The organism is Limnohabitans sp. INBF003 (assembly GCF_055396645.1).
In genome coordinates this window covers 1,031,224-1,053,797 of sequence record NZ_AP029222.1, presented here as the reverse complement: position 1 = coordinate 1,053,797, position 22,574 = coordinate 1,031,224, and the positions used below count along the sequence as shown (strand labels likewise).

Annotated in this window: 20 protein-coding genes and 1 tRNA gene; 5 read left to right on the top strand and 16 right to left on the bottom strand. The window is 58.7% G+C overall.

Features of this window, described 5'->3' with window-relative positions:
- Positions 1–61: 61 nt before the first annotated feature.
- The gene (locus ACZ5VE_RS05095; protein ID WP_464456956.1) at positions 62–361 is read left to right on the top strand and encodes a hypothetical protein; all 300 of its coding nucleotides are present in this window, start codon (positions 62–64) and stop codon (positions 359–361) included.
- Positions 362–437: 76 nt separating this feature from the next.
- Positions 438–1,316: a hypothetical protein gene (locus ACZ5VE_RS05090; protein ID WP_464456955.1), complete on the top strand. Its 879-nt coding sequence runs from the start codon at positions 438–440 to the stop codon at positions 1,314–1,316.
- Between the two features lie 18 nt (positions 1,317–1,334).
- On the opposite strand, the gene ACZ5VE_RS05085 is transcribed toward ACZ5VE_RS05090, so the two are convergent.
- From ACZ5VE_RS05085 to uvrB, 11 genes are all read right to left on the bottom strand, one after another.
- On the bottom strand, positions 1,335–2,705 hold the full coding sequence (locus ACZ5VE_RS05085; protein WP_464456954.1) for a hypothetical protein: 1,371 nt from the start codon (positions 2,703–2,705) through the stop codon (positions 1,335–1,337).
- Positions 2,706–2,898: 193 nt separating this feature from the next.
- Positions 2,899–2,973, bottom strand: a tRNA-Val gene (locus tag ACZ5VE_RS05080).
- Positions 2,974–3,067: 94 nt separating this feature from the next.
- On the bottom strand, positions 3,068–3,778 hold the full coding sequence (gene dnaQ, locus ACZ5VE_RS05075; RefSeq protein ID WP_464456953.1) for a DNA polymerase III subunit epsilon: 711 nt from the start codon (positions 3,776–3,778) through the stop codon (positions 3,068–3,070).
- Between the two features lie 16 nt (positions 3,779–3,794).
- A complete protein-coding gene (fdx, locus tag ACZ5VE_RS05070; RefSeq protein WP_464456952.1) occupies positions 3,795–4,133 on the bottom strand; it encodes an ISC system 2Fe-2S type ferredoxin in 339 nt (112 codons plus the stop codon).
- A 33-nt stretch (positions 4,134–4,166) separates the two neighbouring features.
- Positions 4,167–6,032 (bottom strand): Fe-S protein assembly chaperone HscA, encoded by a 1,866-nt coding sequence (gene hscA, locus ACZ5VE_RS05065; protein WP_464456951.1) that lies wholly within the window; start codon positions 6,030–6,032, stop codon positions 4,167–4,169.
- A gap of 16 nt (positions 6,033–6,048) precedes the next feature.
- Complete coding sequence (gene hscB / locus ACZ5VE_RS05060) at positions 6,049–6,564, bottom strand: Fe-S protein assembly co-chaperone HscB (protein ID WP_464457441.1); 516 nt, start codon at positions 6,562–6,564, stop codon at positions 6,049–6,051.
- A gap of 13 nt (positions 6,565–6,577) precedes the next feature.
- A complete protein-coding gene (gene iscA, locus ACZ5VE_RS05055) occupies positions 6,578–6,901 on the bottom strand; it encodes an iron-sulfur cluster assembly protein IscA (RefSeq protein ID WP_019425275.1) in 324 nt (107 codons plus the stop codon).
- 1 nt (position 6,902) lies between these two features.
- Positions 6,903–7,289 (bottom strand): Fe-S cluster assembly scaffold IscU, encoded by a 387-nt coding sequence (gene iscU / locus ACZ5VE_RS05050; RefSeq protein ID WP_062405706.1) that lies wholly within the window; start codon positions 7,287–7,289, stop codon positions 6,903–6,905.
- Positions 7,290–7,323: 34 nt separating this feature from the next.
- Positions 7,324–8,541, bottom strand: a complete 1,218-nt coding sequence (locus tag ACZ5VE_RS05045; RefSeq protein WP_464456950.1) for an IscS subfamily cysteine desulfurase — start codon at positions 8,539–8,541, stop codon at positions 7,324–7,326.
- A gap of 20 nt (positions 8,542–8,561) precedes the next feature.
- Complete coding sequence (iscR, locus tag ACZ5VE_RS05040) at positions 8,562–9,098, bottom strand: Fe-S cluster assembly transcriptional regulator IscR (protein ID WP_464456949.1); 537 nt, start codon at positions 9,096–9,098, stop codon at positions 8,562–8,564.
- Between the two features lie 125 nt (positions 9,099–9,223).
- On the bottom strand, positions 9,224–11,341 hold the full coding sequence (gene uvrB / locus ACZ5VE_RS05035) for an excinuclease ABC subunit UvrB (protein ID WP_464456948.1): 2,118 nt from the start codon (positions 11,339–11,341) through the stop codon (positions 9,224–9,226).
- 127 nt (positions 11,342–11,468) lie between these two features.
- Between uvrB and ACZ5VE_RS05030 the strand changes: the two genes are divergently transcribed.
- The 3 genes from ACZ5VE_RS05030 (at position 11,469) to rsxB (ending at position 15,016) form a co-directional block, all read left to right on the top strand.
- Positions 11,469–12,665 (top strand): amino acid aminotransferase, encoded by a 1,197-nt coding sequence (locus ACZ5VE_RS05030; RefSeq protein ID WP_464456947.1) that lies wholly within the window; start codon positions 11,469–11,471, stop codon positions 12,663–12,665.
- Between the two features lie 174 nt (positions 12,666–12,839).
- Entirely contained in the window at positions 12,840–14,321 is a 1,482-nt protein-coding gene (locus tag ACZ5VE_RS05025; protein ID WP_464456946.1) for a polyhydroxyalkanoate depolymerase, read from the top strand.
- A 5-nt stretch (positions 14,322–14,326) separates the two neighbouring features.
- The gene (rsxB, locus tag ACZ5VE_RS05020) at positions 14,327–15,016 is read left to right on the top strand and encodes an electron transport complex subunit RsxB (protein WP_464456945.1); all 690 of its coding nucleotides are present in this window, start codon (positions 14,327–14,329) and stop codon (positions 15,014–15,016) included.
- Between the two features lie 45 nt (positions 15,017–15,061).
- Here the strand turns inward: rsxB and ACZ5VE_RS05015 are convergent, their stop codons facing one another.
- From ACZ5VE_RS05015 to scpA, 5 genes are read right to left on the bottom strand one after another with little or no spacing between them, the layout of a single operon-like run.
- Positions 15,062–15,628, bottom strand: coding sequence for a VOC family protein (locus ACZ5VE_RS05015; protein ID WP_464456944.1), 567 nt, complete (start codon positions 15,626–15,628; stop codon positions 15,062–15,064).
- On the bottom strand, positions 15,628–17,676 hold the full coding sequence (locus tag ACZ5VE_RS05010) for an acetyl-CoA carboxylase biotin carboxylase subunit (RefSeq protein WP_464456943.1): 2,049 nt from the start codon (positions 17,674–17,676) through the stop codon (positions 15,628–15,630). The genes ACZ5VE_RS05015 and ACZ5VE_RS05010 overlap by 1 nt, the downstream gene beginning before the upstream one ends.
- Before the next feature lie 20 nt (positions 17,677–17,696).
- Positions 17,697–19,229, bottom strand: coding sequence for an acyl-CoA carboxylase subunit beta (locus tag ACZ5VE_RS05005; protein ID WP_464456942.1), 1,533 nt, complete (start codon positions 19,227–19,229; stop codon positions 17,697–17,699).
- A gap of 32 nt (positions 19,230–19,261) precedes the next feature.
- Positions 19,262–20,275 carry a methylmalonyl Co-A mutase-associated GTPase MeaB gene (gene meaB, locus ACZ5VE_RS05000; RefSeq protein WP_464456941.1) on the bottom strand — a complete coding sequence of 338 codons (1,014 nt, stop codon included), beginning with the start codon at positions 20,273–20,275 and terminating at the stop codon, positions 19,262–19,264.
- Positions 20,276–20,315: 40 nt separating this feature from the next.
- Positions 20,316–22,472, bottom strand: coding sequence for a methylmalonyl-CoA mutase (gene scpA / locus ACZ5VE_RS04995; protein ID WP_464456940.1), 2,157 nt, complete (start codon positions 22,470–22,472; stop codon positions 20,316–20,318).
- Positions 22,473–22,574 lie beyond the last annotated feature (102 nt).

The following is a 22,574-nucleotide window of genomic DNA, read 5'->3' as shown; positions in this document are numbered from 1 at the left end:
TAATTAAGGCTTCGAAGCGAATAACTGCTTTGATATTTTTAAACTTTAAAAGGACTTTAATATGTCAAAATCTCTCGTTACTCTCGTGCATTTCCCAATTACTCCTATTAATACAAACTTTGCAAATAGCTTGCGCAAGCGCCTTTATCGCTCCATTGTAAATCCACGCCTTAGCGATACTGAGGAATTGTGGCTGGAACACACAACAGAGCATGCTACGCAGTTTGATATTGTTTGCTACAAATTTGCAACGCTTGAAGAAGCTGCAGAATATGCAGAAGAATTTGCTGATGCAATTGCGCAAGAAGTAGCTGCGTGGATTGCTGAACAAGGTGCAGATGCTTTGGCTGATATTTGGTAAAGCAACATAGCTTGTGCAAATGTGTTAATACAACACATTTGCACATTATTAACGATCATAAAATTCAATTAACAATATGAAACCCACAAACAATCAAATCGCTATTTCACACCCAATCATTACCAAAGCAAATTCAATTGCAGATCAGCATACTCAATACGTAGAGCAATTCGTAACTCGTGGCAACACAGCTCTATATCAAATACTTGCTGATATTTTCAAAGTTTACGAACAGCTTGAAGCTTGCGACATTAAAGAGCGAGTCATCAAGGAAATGCGCAAACACTTGCGCGAAGTACACAACATCAAGACGCAAGCCAACACCAAGACCACAGCACTGGTGACCAAATACGTGACCAGAGCCAGTCGCAAAACAGCACACGTTTACAGTCGCGTGCTGGAAGTTGCCATAGCCAACGGCATTGACTCAAGTGGCTTGGTTGCATTTATCCAAAGCAAGGGAGGCATTGACAAGATGCGCATGGCAGTCAACAGTGCAGAGACCAGCAAGCAGATCAAGGCAGCAGAAAAAACCCTGCAGCTGCAACTGCGTGGTCAACTTGCCCAAAAGCTACCAATTGGCAATGTGGACTTGTCAGCAGTCAGCCACACACTGCCCAAGACTTGCGACGTGGAGTTTCAGCACTTGCTTTGTCGCTACAACCATGTGACCAAAACACACGAGATTGTGGGCGTGATGTATCCCAGCAGCGCCCTAGAGAGTCAAGCCATGAGCGAGTACTTGACCATGCTGGATGTGGCATGCAGCAGCGACCAAAGCAGCTTCTACGAACGCTGCCAGCAGCATGGCTTGAACATGGACGTGCTGCTGCGATGGATGGGTGCAAATGGCATCAAGGACGCTGCTGCAGCCAAGGCAGTTGCGCAAAGTCTCAAGCCATCAGCAAACACTGCAGCCACGCCACCACAAGCTCCCTTGCGCAAAGCAGCATGAAAGTCATGGCAGCGTTACCTAAGTAGCGCTGCTGTCGACCTTGAAGATGTCCGCATCGCCATCAAAGATCTTGCGTTTTCGTCTGCGTGACTGCAGCATTTCCACGTTCATCTCGCCACTCAAGGGCTTGGCATAAAACCTGTCAATCATGTCCACGCCAGTTCTGGCGTTGCGAGCCAAGGCCAAGGTGTTCACCCCCTCCCCCAGCATCAGTCGCCACATGATGCACGTGTGACGTAGGCTGTACAGGGTGCGCTCTTCTCCAGCTGGACTGGTTGCCAATCCAGTTTCGTACATCAGCACTTCCCATTGGCGCTGCAGCTGTTTGAGTGCGTAGTCCCTGTTCTTTTTGTACTGGGGAAGGAACACATAGTCTTCGCTGTGCTCTGGCCCAATAAAGCCATTGGCCAAGTGGTACTGCACCAGCGTGTTGTAGGTGTCCACAGCTTTGGGCATGGTGGTGATTGGGTCACTGTGGCCCTTGGTTGGTGGCAGTCGCAACCTCAAAAACACATTTCTATTTCGCACCACGTCCACATGTTTGTGCTGCATGAACTTGATGTCTGTAGGTCGAATGTAGCTGTTGACCATGAACACAATCAGTCTGCGAAGGTCTTCAGTCATGTCCACGTTTCGCATCAACTCGCCAAATTTGAACTCTGCAGATTGGGCATCCACGTACTGGGTTTGCTTTTCGCCCAGGTCATCGTAGTACTTGCGAACTTGTATCTTTTTGCCAGCCAAGCGACCAGCAGCATGCCAAAGCTTGATGTACTCACTCCATGTAAACCATCCACGTGGCTTGTCATTGAGTCGCACGCTGGGAAACTCTGGCACTGACGCAATCAGTCGTCTGCGTGCTGCATAGGCCAAGACCTTGCGTGTCAAACCCAGATAGGCCGTTATGGTGGATGCACTGAGCGACAGTGTGCTGAGTTGATTGAGATAACGATCAACACACATGTAGTCAATGTCTTTGACTTCCATCTTGCCAAAGAAGGGCGTGATGGACTTTTCATAGCGATACACGCTGTTGTCAAAAGTTATCTTGGAGATTTCACCCCTGTCCAGCTTGGCTTTTTCAGCCTTGAGCATTTCCTTCAAGCATGCCGCAAAGCTGGTTGCACTCAGCGTTGCTGAGATGCCATGGCGCTGGTTATAGGTCACTGTGTCGTAAAACGATTTGGCAAAAGCAATCGCCTCACGCTTGCTCTCAGACTTGGTGGTCTTGCGCACAGCGTTGCCATTCACAAAGTACCTCACCCACCAATATTTGCTGGCAGCTTGCTTGTAGATGAACAGCTTGGTTGGGTAGTTTGGGATGTAGTGTTTTTCAGTGGCTCGTGTTCTCTGTGAAAACTTCTTGTCCAAAGCAGAGGTTTTCGCCACTGTTCGCTTCTTAGCAGTTGCCATGCACTCCTCCAAAGCCACATAGTACGAGGCTTTGAGAGAAATTCCTACAAATAAGCAAAGGATTTAGCGTAGTACGCTGCAAAAAAGTAGTACGGCGTTTTCGTACTACTCTACGGGCATAAAAAAAGCACTTGGATTACTCCAAGTGCTTGATTTAATTGGGTATTTTTGGTGGGCAGTGCAAGTTTCGAACTTGCGACCCCTGCAGTGTGAATGCAGTGCTCTACCCCTGAGCTAACCGCCCTATCGCTTTGCAGCGAAGACTTGAATTATGGCATAAAAAATACCCCACCCAAGAACCCTTCACGAAAAAATCATGCGCAGCTGCTGCCTTGGCCTCAGACGGCTTCGGTTTGTCGCCAAATGGTTTTCCCGCCGCTGGATTTGTCGAGCTGAACCAACACCTCTGCATGGGCCGCCAACTCTTGTGCGTTGGCGGGCAATACAGGCAGCACATAGGTGCTCAAGTCCACCTGCACCACCACAGTTTGGGTGTCGGTGGGCGCATCGCCTGCGTCAATCAACAAGGCCTCTTGGCCACGGGTCATGTTGATGTAAACGTCGGCCAGCAACTCGGCATCGAGCAAAGCGCCGTGCAAGGTGCGCCCGGAATTGTCGACCTCCAGACGATCGCACAACGAGTCGAGGCTGTTGCGCTTGCCGGGGAACATTTCCTTGGCCATGGCCAAGGTGTCGATGACGTTGCTGACGTAAGCCTTGAGTGGCTTTTTACCCGCCCGCTCAAGTTCCTTGTTCAGGAAGCCCACGTCAAAAGCGGCGTTGTGGATGATCAGTTCCGCATCGCTCAGATAGTCCAGGATTTCATCGCTCAGCTGGGCAAACTTCGGTTTGTCACGCAAAAACTCGTTGCTGATGCCGTGCACCTTGAGCGCGTCTTCGTGGCTGTCGCGCTCGGGGTTGAAATAAAAGTGCAGGTTGTTGCCCGTGAGCTTGCGGGCATACAGCTCGACACAGCCCAGCTCGATGATGCGGTCGCCGCCTTCGGCCGACAGGCCCGTGGTTTCGGTGTCCAGAACGATTTGACGCATGCTTGCTCGCTTTCGCTCAGTGCAGTTCTTTGGCGTGGTTGATGGTGTAGCGCGGGATCTCGATCACCAAATCGCTCTTGGCCACAAAGGCCTGGCAGCTCAGGCGCGAGTTGGGCTCCAGGCCCCAAGCGCGGTCCAGCAGGTCTTCCTCGGTTTCTTCCATCTCGGTGAGCGTGTTGAAGCCCTCACGCACCACCACATGGCAGGTGGTGCAGGCCGCGCTCATGTCACAGGCGTGTTCGATGTTGATTTTGTTGTCCAGCAGTGCCTCGCAAATGCTGGTGCCTGCAGGCGCGGTGATTTCGGCACCTTGAGGGCAGTACTCGGGGTGGGGCAGGATTTTGATGACGGGCATAGGTGTCTTCCGAATTCGGGGCAGATCAGGCTTTTACAAGGTCTGGATGTTTTGACCGGCCAGGGCTTTTTGGATGCTGTGGTTCATGCGCTCGGCGGCAAAGGCTTCGGTGCCCTTGGCCAGCGCCTGGGTGCAGTCTTCCAGTGCCTTGGCATCTTGCTCGGTTTGCACCGAGGCTTGCAGCGTGGCCATCAGTGCGTCAATGGCGCGGCGTTCATCGGGTTGGAGCAAATGGCCGTCAGCTTGCAAGGCGCTGCGTGTGGCCAGCAGCATGCGGTCGGCATCCACCTTCGCCTCCACCAAGGCACGGGCCTTCATGTCGGCTTGCGCGGTGGTGAAACTTTCTTGCAGCATGGTGGCGATTTGTTCGTCGCTTAGGCCATAAGAGGGTTTCACGTCGATGCGTGCTTCCACACCGCTGATTTGCTCTTTGGCGCCCACGCTGAGTAAACCGTCGGCATCGACCGTGAAGGTCACGCGGATGCGGGCGGCCCCTGCGGCCATGGGCGGGATGCCGCGCAGCTCAAAACGGGCCAGGCTGCGGCAGTCTTGCACCAAGTCGCGCTCGCCCTGCACCACATGCAGCGCCAGGGCGGTTTGGCCGTCCTGGTAGGTGGTGAAGTCTTGCGCCATGGCGGTGGGAATGGTCTGGTTGCGCGGGATGATGCGCTCGACCAAACCGCCCATGGTCTCGATGCCCAGCGACAGAGGGATCACATCGAGCAGCAGCAATTCACCAGCAGCGTTGTTGCCCGCCAGCTGGTTGGCCTGAATGGCCGCGCCCAATGCCACGACTTCGTCGGGGTTGAGGTTGTTGAGCGGGGCCTGTCCAAAAAAGTCGGCCACGGCCTGCTGGATTTGCGGCATACGGGTGGAGCCGCCCACCATGACCACGCCTTGGACATCATCCTTGGCCAGTTGGGCGTCGCGCAGGGCTTTGCGCACGGCGGTGATGCAGCGGGCCGTGAGGGCCTGGGTGGCTTGCTCGAAATCGGCGCGGCTGAGGTGCACCGACAAAGCGCCGGTGGACAGGGCCACATTCAAGGTGGCCGTATCGGCATTCGTCAAAGCCTCTTTGGCCGCACGGGCCGCTGCCTTGAGCAGGGTTTTGTCTTCGGCCGTGACGGCTTGCAAGCCGGGATGCTGGGCCATAGCGAAGTCGGCCAGGGCCTGGTCGTAATCGTCACCACCCAAAGCCGAATCGCCACCGGTGGAGAGCACCTCAAACACACCTTGCGTCAAACGCAGGATGGAAATGTCGAAGGTGCCGCCGCCCAGGTCGAACACGGCGTAAACGCCTTCGCTGGCATTGTCCAGGCCGTAGGCAATGGCGGCGGCAGTGGGTTCGTTGATCAGGCGCAGCACGTTCAGACCGGCCAGTTGAGCTGCGTCTTTGGTGGCCTGGCGCTGTGCGTCGTCAAAGTAGGCGGGCACGGTGATGACCGCGCCATACAAATCGTCGTTGAAGGTGTCTTCGGCGCGGTAACGCAGGGTAGCCAAGATTTCGGCACTCACCTCAACCGGTGACTTGGGGCCTTGGACCGTCTGGATGGACAGCATGCCTTGTTCACTGGCGATGAATTCATAGGGCAGCTTGCTGCGGTCGGTGATGTCGTTCAGGCCTCGCCCCATGAAACGCTTGACCGAGGCGATGGTGTTGACCGGGTCGGTGCTGGCGGCTTGCACCGCGTCAAAGCCGATCTGACGGCCTTGGCCGGGCATGAAGCGCACGACCGAGGGCAGGATCACCCGGCCATCGTCATCGGGCAAGCACTCGGCCACGCCGTTGCGCACCGAGGCCACCAGCGAGTGCGTGGTGCCCAGGTCGATGCCCACGGCAATGCGGCGCTGATGGGGGTCGGGCGACTGGCCCGGTTCGGAAATCTGCAGTAAGGCCATGGTCAATCGGGAAAATTCAGGTCAATCGGTCGAGTTTAGCGTTCACCTCCTGGGTGAACCGCTCGATGAACATCAGCGCCCTCACCTGCCCCACGGCCTGTGCGGGGTCTTTGGCTTCGTCCAGCAAACGGGCCAGCTCTTGCTGCACACGGCGCTGCTCGGCGGCCACAACGCCTGCCAGCGCTTCCAGGCCCTCGGCCGTGTCGGTGTCGTCCAGGCCTTCGCGCCATTCCATTTGCTGCATGAGAAAGGCTGCGGGCATGGCCGTGTTGTTCTCGGCCTGCACGGGCGCGCCTTGCAGCTCGCACAAATAGGCAGCCCGTTTGAGCGGGTCTTTCAGGCGCTGGTAAGCCTCGTTGATGCGCACCGACCACTGCATGGCCACGCGCTGGGCTGCAGCACCTTCGGCGGCAAAGCGGTCGGGGTGGGCTTCGCGTTGCAGGGCTTTCCAGCGGGCGTCGAGCTGTGCGCGGTCCTGTGCGTACTGCACGGGCACATCAAACAGCTCGAAGTCGTTGGCCTGAAGCGAAATCACGCGTCAAAACTCACACGCGGAACGATTCACCGCAACCGCAGCGGTCACGCTCGTTGGGGTTGTTGAAGCGGAAACCCTCGTTCAGGCCTTCGCGCACGAAATCGAGTTCGGTGCCGTCGATGTAGGCAAGGCTTTTGGGGTCCACCAGCACCTTCACGCCGTGGCCTTCAAAGACCACGTCTTCCGGGGCGATCTCGTCCACATATTCCAACTTGTATGCCAGACCGGAACATCCCGTGGTCTTGACGCCCAGGCGCACACCGACACCCGAGCCGCGTTTGGCCAAGTAGCGGGTCACATGCCGAGCTGCGGCAGCAGACAGTGAGATGGCCATGTCAGTTCAGGTGTTTCTTTTTGTAGTCGTCCACAGCCGCCTTGATGGCGTCTTCGGCCAGGATGGAGCAGTGGATTTTCACGGGCGGCAGGGCCAGCTCTTCGGCGATCTGGCTGTTTTTCAAGGCCGCTGCTTCGTCGAGTGTTTTGCCCTTGACCCATTCGGTCACGAGCGAGCTGGACGCGATGGCCGAGCCGCAGCCGTAGGTCTTGAAGCGTGCGTCTTCGATCACGCCGGTTGTCGGGTTGACCTTGATCTGCAACTTCATCACGTCGCCGCAAGCCGGTGCGCCGACCATGCCGGTACCCACGCTGTCGTCGCCTTTGTCAAAGGAGCCCACGTTGCGGGGATTTTCGTAGTGGTCAACCACTTTTTCAGAATAAGCCATTTCAATTCTCCTAAATTTATGCCGCTAAGCCCAATCAGTGCGCCGCCCATTGGATGGTGCTGAGGTCGATGCCGTCTTTGTGCATTTCCCACAGGGGGCTGAGTTCGCGCAGCTTGGCCACGTTCTCACGGATGGTCTTGATCGCGTAGTCGATGTCTTCTTCGGTGGTCCAGCGGCCAATCGTCATGCGCAGGCTGCTGTGGGCCAGCTCGTCGCTGCGGCCAAGCGCGCGCAGCACATAGCTGGGCTCCAGGCTGGCCGAGGTACAGGCCGAGCCGGACGACACCGCCAGGCCCTTGATGCCCATGATCAGCGATTCGCCTTCGACGAAGTTGAAGCTCATGTTGATGTTGTGCGGCACGCGCTGGGTGGCGTGGCCGTTCAAAAAAACCTGCTCCATGTCGCTCAGGCCATTGATCAGGCGGTCGTGCAGGGCACGGGCCTTGGCGTTGTCTTGCGCCATTTCGAGCTTGGCGATGCGAAACGCCTCGCCCATGCCAACGCACTGGTGCGTGGGCAACGTGCCCGAGCGCATGCCGCGCTCGTGACCGCCGCCGTGCATTTGCGCTTCCAGGCGAATGCGGGGCTTGCGGCGCACATACAAAGCGCCAATGCCTTTGGGGCCATAGGTTTTGTGCGAGGCCAGGCTCATCAGGTCGATGGGCAGCTGGGTCATGTCGATCTCGACCTTGCCCGTGGCTTGCGCGGCGTCCACGTGGAAGACGATGCCTTTTTCGCGGCACAGGTTGCCAATCGCGGTCACGTCCTGAATCACGCCGATTTCGTTGTTCACGAACATCACGCTGATCAGGATGGTGTCGGGGCGAATGGCGGCTTTCAGGGCATCCATGTTCAGCAAGCCATCGGCCTGCACGTCAAGGTATGTGACTTCAAAGCCCTGACGCTCCAGCTCGCGCATGGTGTCGAGCACCGCCTTGTGCTCGGTCTTGACGGTGATCAGGTGCTTGCCGCGCGATTTGTAGAAATGCGCTGCGCCCTTGATGGCCAGGTTGTTGGACTCGGTGGCACCGCTGGTCCAGACGATTTCGCGGGGGTCGGCACCGATCAATTCGGCCACGTATTCGCGGGCTTTTTCAACGGCGGCTTCGGCCTCCCAGCCCCAAGCGTGGCTGCGCGATGCGGGGTTGCCAAAGTGCTCGCGCAGCCAGGGAATGATGGCGTCCACCACGCGAGGATCGCAGGGGTTGGTGGCACCGTAGTCAAGGTAAATGGGGAAGTGTGGCGTGGTCATGGTCAGTACTTCTTTTTAAATCAGGATTTGGCAAACATATTGCCCAGGTCAAAAACCGAATTGGGCGCGTTCACGCGGATCGGCTTGACGACCGGCATGGGCGAAATGGCGCGTTTGATGTTGGGTTTGGATTCCACCACCAGGCCTTTGGCCAGTTGGTCGTCCACCAGCTTTTGCAGGGACACGGAATCGAGGAATTCGACCATTTTGGCGTTGAGCGAGGCCCAGAGGTCATGCGTCATGCAGCGGCCATCGCCGCCATGGCAGTTTTCCTTGCCGCCGCAATGGGTGGCGTCGATGGGTTCGTCCACCGACAAAATGATGTCTGCGACCGTGATGTCTGTCGATTTGCGGCCCAAGGTGTAACCGCCGCCAGGGCCACGGGTGGATTCGACCAGGTTGTGGCGGCGCAGCTTGCCAAACAGCTGCTCCAGATAGGACAGCGAAATCTGTTGGCGCTGGCTGATGGCGGCCAAAGTCACGGGGCCGGCGTCCTGACGCAGTGCCAGATCGATCATGGCGGTGACGGCAAAACGGCCTTTGGTGGTGAGACGCATGGCAGGCTCCTGAAGTGGGTGGAAGCTCGGTCTTTGCCCTGCGTGTGCAGGTTCCCGACTAAACGAGTCAAGTATAACGCAATCCCGATTAAATCACTCGGGTTAAAGGGTTATTCACGCGCTTCTCAAGCCCGGATCAAGGGCACGATGTTGTCGCCGCCTGTGGCCCCAAACGCCTGCTCTTTCAAAATGGTCAGCTGGTCGCGCACCTGCGCGGCTTTTTCGAACTCCAGGTTGCGGGCGTGTTCCATCATCTGCTTTTCGAGCTGCTTGATGGCCCGAGCGATGTCTTTCTCGCTCATGTCCTCGACCTTGGCCTTTTGCATGGCCGCCTGCTCCAGGCGTTCGGCTTCTTTGCCCGACTTTTCGCTGTACACGCCGTCGATCAGGTCCTTGACCTTTTTGACGATGCTCTTGGGCGTGATGCCCATGGCCTCGTTGTGCGCGAGCTGCTTGATGCGCCGCCGCTCAGTTTCGCCCATGGCCTTTTTCATCGACTCAGTGATGCGGTCGGCGTACAAAATCGCCCGGCCGTTCAGATTGCGCGCCGCCCGGCCAATGGTCTGGATCAGGCTGCGTTCGGCCCGCAAGAAGCCTTCCTTGTCGGCATCCAAAATGGCGACCAGCGACACCTCGGGAATGTCCAGGCCCTCGCGCAGCAAGTTGATGCCCACCAGCACATCGAAGGCACCCAAGCGCAGATCCCGCAAGATCTCGACCCGCTCTACCGTGTCCACATCGCTGTGCAGGTAGCGCACCTTGACGCCGTTGTCGCTCATGTAATCGGTCAACTGCTCGGCCATGCGCTTGGTCAAGGTGGTGATGAGCACACGCTCATTCTTTTCGACCCGGATGCGGATTTCCTGCAGCACGTCGTCCACCTGGTGGGTGGCGGGACGCACTTCGACCTGGGGATCGACCAAGCCGGTGGGGCGCACCACCTGCTCGACCACTTTGCCCGCGTGCGTCTTTTCGTAGTCAGCCGGGGTGGCCGACACAAAGATGCACTGGCGCATGCGCTTTTCAAATTCTTCAAACTTAAGCGGCCGGTTGTCCAGCGCACTGGGCAGCCGAAAGCCGTATTCCACCAGCGTGGTTTTGCGGGCCTTGTCGCCGTTGTACATGGCATTGAGCTGGCCGATCATCTGGTGGCTCTCGTCCAGGAACATGATCGCATCAGGCGGCATGTAATCGGTCAATGTGCTGGGCGGGTCGCCAGGGGCCGCACCCGACAAATGCCGGGTGTAGTTTTCAATGCCCTTGCAGTGCCCCACTTCGGACAGCATCTCCAGATCAAACCGGGTGCGCTGCTCCAGGCGCTGGGCCTCGACCAATTTGCCCATGCCGACCAATTCTTTGAGGCGCTGGGCCAGCTCCACCTTGATGGTCTCCACCGCCGCCAACACCTTGTCACGGGGTGTGACGTAATGGCTGGAGGGGTAAACCGTGAAGCGCGGGATCTTCTGGCGAATGCGGCCCGTCAGCGGGTCAAACAGTTGCAGGCTTTCAATCTCGTCGTCAAACAGCTCGATGCGAATCGCCAGCTCGGAGTGTTCTGCCGGGAACACGTCGATCGTGTCGCCCCGCACCCGGAACTTGCCGCGAGAGAACTCCATGTCGTTGCGCTGGTACTGCATGCGGATCAGCTGCGCAATCACATCGCGCTGGCCCAGCTTGTCGCCCGTGCGCAGCGTCATGATCATGCGGTGGTAGCTCTCGGGCTCGCCAATGCCGTAGATGGCCGACACCGTGGCCACGATCACCACATCGCGCCGCTCCATGATGCTTTTGGTGCAAGACAGGCGCATCTGTTCGATGTGCTCGTTGATGGCGCTGTCTTTTTCGATGAACAAATCGCGCTGCGGCACATAGGCCTCAGGCTGGTAATAGTCGTAATAACTGACGAAGTACTCCACCGCATTCTTGGGGAAGAACTCGCGAAACTCGCTGTACAGCTGCGCCGCCAGCGTCTTGTTGGGCGCAAACACAATGGCCGGACGCCCCAGCTGGGCAATCACGTTGGCCATGGTGAAGGTCTTGCCCGAACCCGTCACACCCAGCAGGGTCTGGAACACTTCGCCGTCGTGCACGCCTTCGACCAACTGCTCAATGGCCACGGGCTGGTCGCCTGCGGGCGGGTAAGGCTGGAACAGCTCGAAAGGCGAGCCGGGGTAGCTGACGAACTTCCCGGCGGCATATTTGTCCGCATCAGACACAACTTCAACAACGGAGGATTCAGACAAGGTGGACATCTTTGCAAAACAGCCTCTGGCAAAACCAGGCGGCCAGGACCGTTAAAATCAGGGACAACCCGAAAGCCTAACCGAGGATCGGGTTTCCTGCCACCACTGAACAATCCAAGGACTTTTCATGTCTCTGTTTTCCGCCGTCGAAATGGCCCCCCGCGACCCGATCCTGGGTCTGAACGAACAATTCAACGCCGACACCAACCCCAACAAGGTGAACCTGGGCGTGGGCGTGTACTTCGACGACAACGGCAAACTGCCCCTGCTGCAGTGCGTGCAAGCCGCTGAAAAAGCCATGATGGCCGCCCCCACAGCGCGTGGCTACCTGCCGATCGACGGCATTGTGGCCTATGACAACGCGGTCAAAGCACTGGTGTTTGGCGCCGACTCCGATGTGGTGAAGTCCGGCCGTGTGTCTACCGTGCAAGCCATTGGCGGCACGGGCGGACTGAAAATTGGTGCCGACTTCCTGAAAAAGGTCAGCCCCAACGCCAAAGTGCTGATTTCTGACCCCAGCTGGGAAAACCACCGCGCCATCTTCGTGAACGCGGGTTTTGAAGTCGACACTTACGCCTATTACGATGCTGTTAAACGCGGTGTGAACTTTGAGGGCATGCTGGCCAGCCTGAATGCCGCAGCCCCCGGCACCATCGTCGTGCTGCACGCTTGCTGCCACAACCCCACAGGCTACGACATCACCGACGCCCAGTGGGATCAGGTCATTGCCGTGGTCAAGGCCAAGGGCCTGACCGCATTCCTCGACATGGCTTACCAAGGCTTTGGCCACGGCATTGCCGAAGACGGCGCCGTGATCGGCAAGTTCGTGGCCGCAGGCCTGAACATCTTCGTGTCCACATCCTTCTCCAAGAGCTTCAGCCTCTACGGCGAGCGTGTGGGTGCCCTGTCGGTGGTGGCTTCTGACAAAGAAGAAGCTTCGCGCGTGCTGAGCCAGCTCAAGATCGCGATCCGCACCAACTACTCCAACCCGCCCATCCACGGCGGTGCAGTGGTGGCGGCCGTGTTGAACAACCCAGAACTGCGTGCCCAATGGGAGCAGGAACTTGCCGAAATGCGCGTGCGCATCAAGGCCATGCGCCAAAAGCTGGTGGACAGCCTCAAAGCCGCTGGCGTGAAGCAGGACATGAGCTTCATCACCAGCCAGATCGGCATGTTCAGCTACTCGGGCCTGACCAAAGACCAGATGGTGCGTCTGCGCAATGAATTTGGCGTGTACGGCACCGACACCGGCCGCATGTGCGTGGCCGCGCTGAACAGCAAAAACATCGACTACGTCTGCCAGGCCATTGCCAAAGTCATGTGAATTGACATCCATCAATTCTGACAACCGGCTTGCAACCGCCCCAGACGGGGCGGTTTCTTTTTGGGCGGTCCGGAAAGTGACTGCCGATTAGGGTCCTTACTCCAAAAATACACCCCAGCGTCCTGTAGTATTGCTGCACCGCACCATTTGTTGCACCCCCAGGGAAACTGTCACATGCTTTACCAGATCTTCGAAACACAACGCTCGATCATGGAACCCTTTTCCGATCTGGCGCAGGCAGCAGCCAAGCTCTACAGCAACCCACTGAATCCGATGTCTCAAACGCCTCTGGCCCAACGGACGTCTGCAGGCTATGCCCTGATGCACCGCCTGGGCAAAGACTACGAAAAGCCAGAGTTCGGCATCAAGACGGTCAAGGTCAACAAGACCGATGTCGCCATTCACGAGCGCATTGAGATTGACAAGTCTTTTTGTGAACTGCGCCGCTTCAAGCGTTTTTCGGACGATCCTGCGACCTTGACACTGCTGAAAAGCCAACCTGCCGTGCTGATCGTGGCACCTCTGTCGGGCCACTACGCCACCTTGTTGCGTGACACCGTCAAGACCATGCTGCAAGACCACAAGGTCTACATCACGGATTGGAAAAACGCCCGTCTGGTGCCCATGTCCGAAGGTGAATTCCACCTGGACGACTACATCAACTATGTGCAGGAATTCATCCGCCACCTGCAATCCATTTATGGCAACTGCCATGTGGTGAGCGTTTGCCAGCCGACCGTGCCGGTCTTGGCGGCTGTGTCGCTGATGGCCAGCCGTGGCGAGAAGACCCCGCTGACCATGACCATGATGGGCGGCCCGATTGATGCGCGCAAATCACCCACCTCGGTGAACAACCTGGCCACCAACAAGAGCTTTGAGTGGTTCGAGAACAACGTGATCTACCGTGTCCCGGCCAACTTCCCTGGTGCCGGTCGCCGCGTGTACCCAGGCTTTTTGCAATACACCGGCTTTGTGGCCATGAACCCCGACCGCCACGCCACCAGCCATTACGACTACTTCAAGGACCTGATCAAGGGTGACGACGCCAGCGCCGAAGCCCACCGCAAGTTCTACGACGAGTACAACGCCGTCCTCGACATGGATGCCGATTACTACCTGGAAACCATCCAGACCGTGTTCCAGGACTTCAAACTGGTCAACGGCACCTGGGACGTCAAGGGCGTCGATGGCAAGGTCGAACGCGTGCGCCCGCAAGACATCAAGGGCACGGCCCTGATGACCGTGGAAGGTGAACTCGACGACATCTCCGGCTCGGGCCAAACCCGCGCCGCGCAGGACATGTGCACTGGCGTGAACGCCAGCGACCGTCTGCACCTCGAAGTGCCCGGCGCAGGCCACTACGGCATTTTCAGCGGCAGCCGCTGGCGCTCAGTGGTTTACCCGCAAGTGGTCAAGTTCATCCTGAGCCACACCAAATCGGCGGGCAAAACGGCCGCAACTGCCCCCAAGGCAGTGCCTGCAGCCGTCAAGACCGCGACCAAGCCTGCGGTGAAAACGCCCGCCAAAGTGGCACTCAAAGCCGTCGCCAAGCCAGCAGCCAAAGTGGCCGCCAAAGCACCCAGCAAATCTGCTGCGGCAGGCAAAACCAACACAGCGGTGAAAACCACTTGGGTTGACGCGAAGAAAAAAGCCTGAGGCACATGCCCGCTTCGCCCTCCACAGCGCCTGAGACCCAGGCGCTTTTTCTATGGCTCAACGATGCTCTGCCCCAAACGCAGTGCACGCGCTGCGGCTTTCCGGATTGCGCCAGCTATGCGCGCGCCATGGCCGAAGGGCAAGCGCCCATCAACCAATGCCCGCCCGGTGGCCAAGCAGGCATTGAACGGTTGGCCGCTTTGACGGGCCAGCCCGTGCTGCCCCTCAACCCTGAACACGGCTCAGAAGGCCCGCGCCATGTGGCCATCATTGACGAAGCCTGGTGCATTGGCTGCACGCTGTGCATCAAGGCCTGCCCAACCGACGCCATCCTGGGCGCCAACAAGCTGATGCACACGGTGATCGAGCCTTGGTGCACGGGTTGCGAGCTGTGCATCCCCGTGTGCCCGGTGGACTGCATTGCGCTGGAGAATGTGACCGGCGAAAAAACTGGTTGGGCCGCCTGGTCGCCCGCACTGGCACAAACCGCCCGCCAGCGCTACGAAGCACGCCAAACACGCTTTGTGCGCGAAGAACAGGTGCACCAAAAGCAGTTGCAATCCAAAGCCGAACACAAACTGGCCGACCTGGCCGCGCACACCAAGGGCACAGAAAACGCCCCCGAAGTGGACCGCAAACGCGCCATCATCGAAGCGGCGCTGGCCAAAGCAAAAGCCCGTCAAACGGGCGTCTGACGGGCTTTTGAGGTGGCAGTGTCGGGGCGAGGCCCCGACAACAACTCAATGCGAAGCTGCAGCCAATGCCGCAAACGCCTTGACCACTTCGGCCGGCGCCTGCACCAACTCGATCAACACGCCCTCGCCGCCAATGGGGAACTCGTCGTTCGCCTTGGGGTGCAAAAACGTGATGTCAAAACCGGCCGCACCCTTGCGGATGCCGCCTGGCGCAAAGCGCACGCCCTGGGCTGTGAGCCACTCCACGGCAACCGGCAGATCGTCGATCCACAGGCCGATGTGGTTGAGCGGCGTGGTGTGCACGGCGGGCTTTTTCTCGGGGTCCAGCGGCTGCATCAAATCAACCTCGACCTTGAACGGGCCGGTGCCGATGGCGCAGATGTCTTCGTCCACGTTCTCGCGTTCGCTTTTGAAGGTGCCGGTCACTTCCAGGCCGAACATGTCGACCCAGAGTTTTTGCAGGCGACCCTTGTCAGGCCCGCCGATGGCGATCTGCTGGACGCCCAGCACTTTGAACGGGCGTTGAACATTGGCCCCCACGCTCGCCACTTCGTGTGCTTCACTGCCCCCCGAGGGGGCCTTCGCGCCTTGGAGCGGTCCTGCGGCGCTCATTATTCAAACTCCACGATCATCTGGTCCACCGTGAGCGACTCGCCCTTGGCTGCGACCACTTTCTTGACCACGCCATCTTGCGCAGCAAAGAGCACGTTTTCCATCTTCATGGCTTCGATCACGGCCACGCGTTCGCCTGCTTGGACTTTTTGGCCAGGCGTCACTGACACTTCGACCAAAAGGCCGGGCATGGGTGACAACACAAAGCGGCTCAGGTCTGGCGGCGCCTTGTACGGCATGAGCTTGTGCAGCTCGGCCATGCGGGGCGACATCACCAACGCCTCAATGCGCGTGCCGTTGTGCTGCACTTGCAGGGCCAGAGGGTTCTTCAAGGTGCCGCGTTCGATTTGCGCCGTGAAAGGCTTGCCGTTGCAAGTACCTTCGATACGGATGTCGTTCAGGCGTGAATTGCTGGCAATGGCGTAGGTTTTGCCATTCACCGTGATCTGGGCTTCGCCGTGCTTGCCCGCAAATTCGGACACATGCACAGGCACGTAGCGGTTGTCACCCGCTTTGCCCAACTCCACCACGGCATAGTCTTGACCGACTTGCACGTCGTAGCCTGGCAACTGGCCGCTCAAACCCGCTGCACGCTCGCGCGATTTGCGACGCACAAAGGCCGCCAAAGCCGCCAAAAAGTCGTGGTCGTCGTGCGGCACGTCTTCGGCACGGAAGCCTTGGCTGTACTGCTCGGCGATGAAGCCGGTGTTGAAGTCGCCCGATACAAAGCGCGGGTGCGCCAGCAAGGCGGCCTGAAACGGGATGTTGGAGCTGATGCCGCGAATCACAAAACCGTTCAGGGCTTCGCGCATCTTGGCAATCGCGTCGTTGCGGTCCTTGCCGTGCACGATCAGCTTGGCGATCATCGAGTCGTAGAACATCGGAATCTCGCCGCCGTCTTGCACGCCAGTGTCCACACGCACGCCATGCAGATCTGCCGTGTTGCCTTGGAACATGGTTTGCTTGGGCGTCTGGAAACGCACCAAACGGCCCGTCGAGGGCAGGAAGTTGCGGAACGGGTCTTCGGCGTTGATGCGGCACTCGATGGACCAACCGTCGCGCTTCACGTCCGCTTGTGTGAAAGCCAGCTTTTCACCGGCAGCGACACGGATCATCTGCTCCACCAGATCAAGCCCCGTGATGGCTTCGGTGACCGGATGCTCCACTTGCAAACGGGTGTTCATCTCCAGGAAGTAAAAGCTTTGGTCTTTGCCGACCACAAACTCCACCGTGCCAGCGCTCTGGTATTTCACGGCCTTGGCCAATTGCACCGCCTGCTCGCCCATGGCTTTGCGTGTGGCTTCGCTGATGAAAGGCGATGGCGCCTCTTCGATCACTTTTTGGTGCCGGCGCTGGATCGAGCACTCGCGCTCGTTCAGGTACACCACGTTGCCGTGGCTGTCGCCCAGCACCTGGATTTCGATGTGGCGAGGCTCTTCGACAAACTTCTCGATGAACACGCGGTCATCGCCAAAGCTGTTGCGCGCTTCGTTGCGGCACGAGGTGAAGCCCTCAAAGGCTTCCTTGTCGTTGAAGGCCACGCGCAGGCCCTTGCCACCACCACCGGCCGAAGCCTTGATCATGACCGGGTAGCCGATGCCTTTGGCAATCTCGACGGCTTTCTCGGCGGTTTCAATCGCGTCGTTCACACCGGGAATGCAGTTCACGCCCGCAGCGCCCGCCAATTTTTTCGACTCAATCTTGTCGCCCATGGCGGCAATCGAGAAGTGGCGTGGGCCGATGAAGGCAATGCCCTCGTCTTCGCAGCGCTTGGAGAACTCGGCGTTCTCGCTCAAGAAGCCGTAGCCGGGGTGAATGGCTTGTGCGCCTGTGGCTTTGGCGGCGGCGATGATCTTGTCGGCGACCAGATACGACTCGCGTGAAGCGGCTGGGCCAATCAACACGGCCTCGTCGGCCAGCATCACATGGCGGGCTTCCTTGTCGGCTTCCGAATAAACGGCGACCGTTTTGATGCCCATCTTTTGGGCGGTGGCGATGACACGGCAGGCGATTTCGCCACGGTTGGCAATCAGGATTTTGGTAAACATCTTGTTCTTCTCCTTGGCAATCACAGTGGAACGTTCCCGTGCTTGCGCCATGGGTTTTCAATCTTCTTGTCTTTGAGCATGACCAGCGAGCGGCAGATGCGCTTGCGGGTTTCGTGCGGCTGGATCACGTCGTCGATGAAGCCGCGTGCACCTGCCACAAAGGGGTTGGCAAAACGGGCTTTGTATTCGGCTTCTTTGGCGGCCAGTTTTTCGGGGTCGCCTTTGTCTTCGCGGAAGATGATTTCCACCGCGCCCTTGGCACCCATCACCGCGATTTCGGCGTTGGGCCAGGCAAAGTTCACGTCGCCACGCAAGTGTTTGGAGGCCATCACGTCGTACGCACCGCCGTAGGCTTTGCGGGTGATGACGGTGATTTTCGGCACCGTGCACTCGGCGTACGCGTACAGCAGCTTGGCACCGTGCTTGATGATGCCGCCGTACTCTTGCGAAGTACCGGGCATGAAGCCGGGCACGTCGACGAACGTGACAACGGGGATGTTGAACGCATCGCAGAAGCGCACAAAGCGGGCAGCCTTGATGGAGCTCTTGATGTCCAAGCAACCGGCCAGCACCAAAGGCTGGTTGGCCACGATGCCCACGGTCTGGCCTTCCATGCGGGCAAAGCCGATCAGGATGTTTTTGGCGTAGTCGGGTTGCAGCTCGAAGAAGTCACCATCGTCCACGGTTTTGACGATGAGTTCCTTCATGTCATACGCTTTGTTGGGGTTCTCGGGCACCAGGGTGTCTAGGCTCATATCCAGGCGGCCGGAGGGGTCGCCGCTGGCGCGCACGGGCGCCTTTTCGCGGTTGTTCAGCGGCAAGTAGTTGTACAGACGGCGCAGCATCAGCAGCGCTTCCACATCGTTTTCAAACGCCATGTCGGCCACACCGCTCTTGGTGGTGTGGGTCAGGGCGCCACCCAGCTCTTCGGCCGTCACTTCTTCGTGGGTCACGGTCTTGACCACTTCGGGGCCGGTCACAAACATGTAGGACGTGTCCTTGACCATGAAGATGAAGTCGGTGAGCGCTGGCGAATACACCGCGCCACCGGCCGATGGGCCCATGATCATGCTGATCTGGGGCACCACACCGCTGGCCATCACGTTGCGCTGGAACACGTCGGCATAACCACCCAAAGAAGCAACACCTTCTTGAATGCGCGCACCGCCCGAATCGTTCAAGCCGATCACCGGAGCGCCGACTTTCATGGCTTGGTCCATGATTTTGCAGATCTTCTCGGCGTGTGTTTCAGACAGGGCACCGCCATACACGGTGAAGTCCTGGCTGAACACGAACACCAGACGGCCGTTGATCATGCCGTAGCCGGTGACCACGCCGTCGCCGGGGATCTTGTTGTCCTGCATGCCGAAGTCGGTGCAACGGTGCTCAACGAACATGTCCCACTCTTCGAAGGTGCCTTCGTCGAGCAAGACTTCGAGGCGCTCACGGGCCGTGAGTTTGCCTTTGGCGTGCTGCGCATCAATGCGCTTTTGCCCGCCGCCCAAGCGGGCCGCAGCGCGCTTTTTTTCCAGTTGTTCAATGATGTCTTGCATGGTGGCTCTCTTTTCTCCAGGAAGATTTCAAATTAACCCTGCGCTTGGTAAGCGCTGAGCAGTTGACGGGCAGCCGTCGAGGCGGCCAGTTGGCCCGCTGCGACTTGTTGGCTGAGTTGGGGCAGCAGCGTTTGCACACGCGGCTGCGCCCGAAAATTTTGTTTAAGCCCTGCGTCGATGCGCTCCCACATCCACGACAAAGCCTGCTGCTGGCGGCGCATGGCCAAGCGGCCGTTCTTCAGTTGAATGGCCTTGAACTCGCTCACGGCGGCCCAGAAGCTGTCCACGCCTTGGTTCAACAAAGCACTGATTTGCACCACCTTGGGGTGCCACACGCTGTCGTCGCCGTGCATGTGGCCCGACGAGGCGTGCATACCCAAAAGCTGCAACGCGCTGGTGATCTGCAACTGGGCCCGGGTGGCGGCCAGGGCGTCGATGTCGGCCTTGTTGATGACCACCAAGTCAGCGATTTCCATCACGCCTTTTTTGATGGCCTGCAGATCGTCGCCTGCGTTGGGCAGCTGCAAGAGCACAAACATGTCGCTCATGTTGGCCACGGCGGTCTCGCTCTGGCCCACGCCCACGGTCTCGACGATCACCACGTCGTAGCCTGCGGCTTCGCACACCAGCATGGACTCGCGGGTTTTCTCGGCCACACCGCCCAGCGTACCGCTGCTGGGGCTGGGGCGGATGTAGGCCTGTGGGTGCACGCTCAAATGTTCCATGCGCGTTTTGTCACCCAGGATGGAGCCGCCCGACACCGTGCTGGACGGGTCGATGGTGAGCACCGCCACGCGATGGCCCTGAGCAATCAGGTACAGGCCCAGCGCCTCGATGAAGGTGGATTTGCCCACGCCCGGCACGCCGCTAATGCCTAAGCGAAAGCTGTTGCCGGTGTGCGGCAGAATGGCGGTGAGCAACTCGTCGGCCAGCACACGGTGGTCCGCACGCGTCGATTCGAGCAGCGTGATGGCTTTGGCCATGGCGCGGCGCTGCACGGGCGCGTTGCCCTGCAGCAGTCCCTGGAGCAATTGCTCAGGCGTCATTGCACGCGATCCCGCTCAGCCAAGCCACCCTCGCGGGCGATCAGGCCACAGCCTTTTTGATCTGCTCCAGCACATCCTTGGCGCTGGCGGGGATCGGGGTGCCGGGGCCGTAGATGCCCTTGACGCCTGCGTCGTACAGCATCTCGTAGTCCTGGCGCGGGATCACACCGCCCACGAACACGATGATGTCGTCCGCGCCCTGCTTTTTCAGCTCGGCAATGATGGCGGGCACCAAGGTCTTGTGCCCTGCCGCCAAGGTGGAGACGCCCACGGCATGCACATCGTTTTCAATCGCCTGGCGGGCGCATTCTTCGGGCGTCTGGAACAGCGGGCCCATGTCCACGTCAAAGCCCAGGTCAGCGTAGGCGGTGGCCACCACTTTGGCACCGCGATCATGGCCGTCCTGGCCCAGCTTGGCAATCATCACGCGGGGGCGACGGCCGTACTGGTCAGCGAATGCGGCGATTTCTTTTTGCAGTTGTTCCCAGCCTTCGGCCGAGTCGTAAGCGGCAGCGTACACACCGGTCACCTTTTGTGTGTCGGCGCGGTGGCGTCCGTAAACGGATTCCAGCGCGTCGGAAACTTCACCCACCGTGGCCCGCAGGCGCATGGCTTGAATGGTCAATTCCAGCAAGTTGCCCTGGCCGGATTCGGCCGAAGCGGTCAGTGCAGCCAATGCGGCCTGCACCTTGGCGCTGTCACGCGTGGCGCGAATGTGCTTGAGGCGTTCGATCTGGCCATCGCGCACTTTGACGTTGTCGATCGACAGGCTGTCCATGGCATCTTCTTTGGCCAGCTTGTACTTGTTGACGCCGACAATCACGTCTTTACCGGAATCGATGCGGGCCTGCTTTTCAGCGGCGGCGGCTTCGATTTTGAGCTTGGCCCAGCCGCTGTCCACGGCTTTGGTCATGCCGCCCATGGCTTCGACTTCTTCGATGATGGCCCAGGCCTTGTCGGCCATTTCTTGCGTCAGGCTCTCCATCATGTACGAACCAGCCCAGGGGTCGATCACATTGGTGATGTGGGTTTCTTCCTGAATGATCAGCTGCGTGTTGCGGGCAATGCGCGAACTGAACTCAGTAGGCAATGCAATCGCTTCGTCCAGCGAGTTGGTGTGCAGCGACTGGGTGCCGCCAAACACGGCCGCCATCGCCTCAATCGTCGTGCGCACCACGTTGTTGTAGGGGTCTTGCTCGGTGAGCGACCAGCCCGAGGTCTGGCTGTGCGTGCGCAGCATGAGGCTCTTGGGGTTCTTGGCGTCAAAGCCTTTCATGATGCGGCACCACAGCAGGCGCGCGGCGCGCATCTTGGCGATTTCCAGGTAGAAGTTCATGCCCACCGCCCAGAAGAAGGACAGTCGACCTGCGAAATCGTCCACGTCCATGCCCTTGGCAATCGCGGTCTTCACGTATTCCTTGCCGTCGGCGAGCGTAAACGCCATCTCCAGCGCCTGGTTGGCCCCGGCTTCTTGCATGTGGTAGCCCGAGATCGAGATCGAGTTGAACTTGGGCATGTTCTTGGCCGTGTACTCGATGATGTCGCCGATGATCTTCATCGACGGCTCAGGCGGGTAGATGTAGGTGTTGCGCACCATGAACTCTTTCAGAATGTCGTTCTGAATTGTTCCGGAGAGTTTGTCCTGGCTCACGCCCTGCTCTTCAGCGGCCACCACGTAACCGGCCAGCACCGGCAGCACCGCGCCGTTCATGGTCATCGAGACCGACACTTTGTCGAGCGGGATCTCGTTGAACAGGATCTTCATGTCTTCGACCGAGTCAATCGCGACCCCGGCCTTGCCCACATCGCCCTCGACACGGGGATGGTCCGAGTCGTAACCCCGGTGCGTGGCCAGGTCGAACGCGACCGACACGCCTTGACCGCCTGCGGCCAAAGCCTTGCGGTAAAACGCGTTGGACTCTTCTGCGGTGGAAAAACCGGCGTACTGGCGAATCGTCCAGGGGCGCACCGCGTACATGGTGGCCTGCGGGCCGCGCAGGAAAGGCTCAAAACCCGGCAGCGTGTTGGCGTAAGGCAGGTTGGCCGTGTCTTCGGCGGTGTAAAGCGGCTTGACGATGATGCCGTCGGGCGTCTTCCAGTTCAGCGCCGACACATCGCCACCGGGGGCCGACTTGATGGCTGCTTTTTGCCAGGCTTCCAGATTGGACGCATTGAATTCAAAGGATTTCGACGACATGGCTCACCACTTTCGAGACAAAAATTTGCTTGCGCTGATTTTGGCAGCCCATGGCTGCATACCCGCTTACAAGCACCGTGATTCATAATTATTGATGCAGAA